Source organism: Mesorhizobium sp. M7A.F.Ca.AU.001.01.1.1, from assembly GCF_004022735.1.
Classification (GTDB): domain Bacteria; phylum Pseudomonadota; class Alphaproteobacteria; order Rhizobiales; family Rhizobiaceae; genus Mesorhizobium; species Mesorhizobium ciceri.
In genome coordinates this window covers 1-2,738 of sequence record NZ_RZPF01000797.1, presented here as the reverse complement: position 1 = coordinate 2,738, position 2,738 = coordinate 1, and the positions used below count along the sequence as shown (strand labels likewise).

Below are 2,738 nucleotides of genomic sequence, written 5' to 3'. Positions count from 1 at the left end.
GCTACATGCAGTCGCATGGCGACTGGCCACGCTCGCTAGTCATCGATCTCTGGGGCTCGGCATCGCTGCGCACCGGCGGCGAGGAGATCGCTCAAGGCCTGGCGCTGATGGGCTGCCGGCCGCAATGGGATTTGGCCACCGGCCGCATCACCGGCATCGAAGTGCTGCCGCCGGCCACGCTCGGAAGGCCACGCGTCGATGTCACATGGCGCATATCAGGCCTGTTCCGCGACATGTTCCCGACCCAGATCGCGCTGATCGATGCCGCAGCCAACGCGGTTGCCGCGCGCGACGAGGACGATTCGGAAAACCCGCTCGCGGCCAAAACCCGCGCCGACGGCAAGATCAGCCCGCGCATCTTCGGCACCTCGCCGGGCACATACGGCGCCGGCGTCGAGGATCTCATGTCCTCCGGCGACTGGGCGGCACGCGACGAAATCGGCCGCGCCTATCTCGACGCTACATCGCACGCCTATGGCGGCGCCGGGGGCGAAGGCATCTCCGCGCCCGGCGCCTTCGAGGGCCGCATCGCCGAAGCCGATCTTCTCGTCCACACCGGCGACGACCCCGGCCGCGACATCCTCGAGGGCTCCGCCGATGTGGCCTTCATCGGCGGCTTTTCCGCAGCACTTGCGGCGCTCGGCAGGAATGCCGACGTCATCGTGCTCGACACCACGGACCCGCAAAAGCCGAAGCCACGCTCGATCAGTGAGGCCGTAGCGCGCGTCGTGCGTGCCCGCGCCGTCAATGCCCGTTTCATCGCTGGCCAGATGCGGCACGGCCCGCGCGGTGCCTCCGAATTCGCCGAAACCGTCGACCGGCTGGTCGGCTTCGCCGAAACCACGCACGCCATTCCGGGAACGCTGATCGAGGCGGTGCATGACGCCTATGTCGGCGATCCCATGGTCCGCGCCTTCATCCTGCGCGAAAACCCCGCCGCCGCAAAAATCATCGCCGAGCGTTTCCTGTCGGCGCGCCGGCGCGGCCTCTGGCATCCCCTGCGCAATTCCATCGACGACGATTTGACGGCCCTGATTGCCGAGGCAGAAGCACTTGGGGTGGCGGCATGAGCGCCTTCTCGCGCCGCGGCGCCTGTCCGGCTTTGTCGGCACCGATGCAAACCGGCGACGGCCTGCTGGTGCGGCTCAACCCGGTTGCTGGGGGAATGTCGCCAGAGTCGTTGATCGGACTAGCCGAATCCGCTTTGCGGCACGGCAATGGCATCATGGAAGTCACCGCGCGCGGCAGTTTGCAGATACGCGGCCTGACGGCGCAAAGTGCTGCGCTGCTGGCGGCGGAGGTCGATGCGCTTGATATCGCGGTTCGCACCGGCGTGCCGGTCGAGACCGGGCCGCTGGCAGGCATTGATCCGCAAGAGATTGCCGATCCCCGGCCGCTGGCTGAACGTATCAGGGCTGCGATCGAAGAAGCTGGGCTCGTACAGCGCCTAAGACCGAAGGTGTCGGTCGTTGTGGACGGCTGCGGGCAACTCGCCATGGATGCGGTCACGGCCGACGTGCGGCTTGCTGCAACGCGCACCGATGCGGGAGTTCGGTGGCGCGTGTCTGTCGCGGGTGACGGGAGGAATGCGAGGCCGCTGGCGTTTGCCGATCAAGGTGCGGCGCGCGATATTGCCGTTGCAGCTCTAAGGATGGTTGCAGAGAAAGGCCGCGAGGCCCACGCAAGGGATTTATCGGAGAGGCAATTAGTGTCTTTGGCGGGTTGGCTGTGCTCGACGAGTTTGCGCGAGGCGCCCCCCTCTGTCCTGCCGGACATCTCCCCCTCAGGCGGGGAGATTGGCAGCTTCGACGCCGGCTTTTCCTTAACAGCACCGGAGATTGGCGAAACCATCGGTGACGGCGTAATCTCCCCCCTAGAGGGGGAGATGTCCGGCAGGACAGAGGGGGGCGCCTCGCGCAAACCTATCGGCCTTTTCCCCTTAGCCGGCCACGCCACCGCCCTCGGCATCGCCCTGCCCTACGGCAGCATGCCGGCCGACAAGATCATCGCCCTCGCGCAAGCCGCCATCGCCCTCGGCACAACCGAAATCCGCCTCGCCCCCGGTCGTGCCTTGCTGTTCCTCGGGCAACCAACCGCCGCCAACCCATCGCTCCAACACACCGCCGCCATCCTCGGCTTCGTCACCGCCCCCGCCGACCCGCGCACGCGCATTGCCGCTTGCCCGGGCATGCCGGCCTGCGCCTCCGGCCGCATCGCCACACGCGACATCGCCGAGACGATCGCCGCTGAAACAGCCGACATCCTCGACTTCACCCTTCACATTTCCGGCTGTGCCAAAGGCTGCGCCCACCCCGGTCCGGCAGCGCTGACGATCGTCGGCGGCGAAAATGGAGCCGGACTTGTCGTGAACGCGACGGCAAAGGCCCTTCCTGCCGGCTACAGGCCGGGCTATGACGCCGCGCGCGGCATCGGCCGCGTCGCGGCGATGATCCGCAGCACACGATATCAAGGTGAAACCGCCGCCGCTTGCCTGACAAGGCTCGGGCCGGCCGGTATCGCCGAGGCCTACCGACAGGCCCAAACTGAAAAACGGAAATGAGCATGGCCGCCTACGACTACATCCATGACGGCACGGCGATCTACGAGCGCTCCTTCGCCATCATCCGCGCCGAGGCCGATCTGTCGCGCTTCTCCGAAGCTGAGGCCGATGTCGCCATTCGCATGATCCATGCCTGCGGCCAGGTCGAAGCTTCAAATCATTTTGTGTTCTCCAAGGA

General features: G+C 66.7%; 3 protein-coding genes. All 3 read left to right on the top strand.

The window, feature by feature from the left end; genetic code table 11:
• Positions 1–1,070: cobaltochelatase subunit CobN (locus EN884_RS31990; RefSeq protein WP_206617690.1), on the top strand; the 1,070-nt coding region annotated here is incomplete at its 5' end.
• Positions 1,067–2,560 carry a precorrin-3B synthase gene (gene cobG / locus EN884_RS31985; protein ID WP_063168242.1) on the top strand — a complete coding sequence of 498 codons (1,494 nt, stop codon included), beginning with the start codon at positions 1,067–1,069 and terminating at the stop codon, positions 2,558–2,560. The genes EN884_RS31990 and cobG, both read left to right, overlap by 4 nt.
• Positions 2,561–2,562: 2 nt before the next feature.
• Positions 2,563–2,738: precorrin-8X methylmutase (locus EN884_RS31980; protein ID WP_206617691.1), on the top strand; the 176-nt coding region annotated here is incomplete at its 3' end.

Bases quoted from the DNA above. Each gene is read 5' to 3' on its own strand.
- cobG (WP_063168242.1), top strand. From the start codon at position 1,067: ATGAGCGCCTTCTCGCGCCGCGGCGCCTGTCCGGCTTTGTCGGCACCG.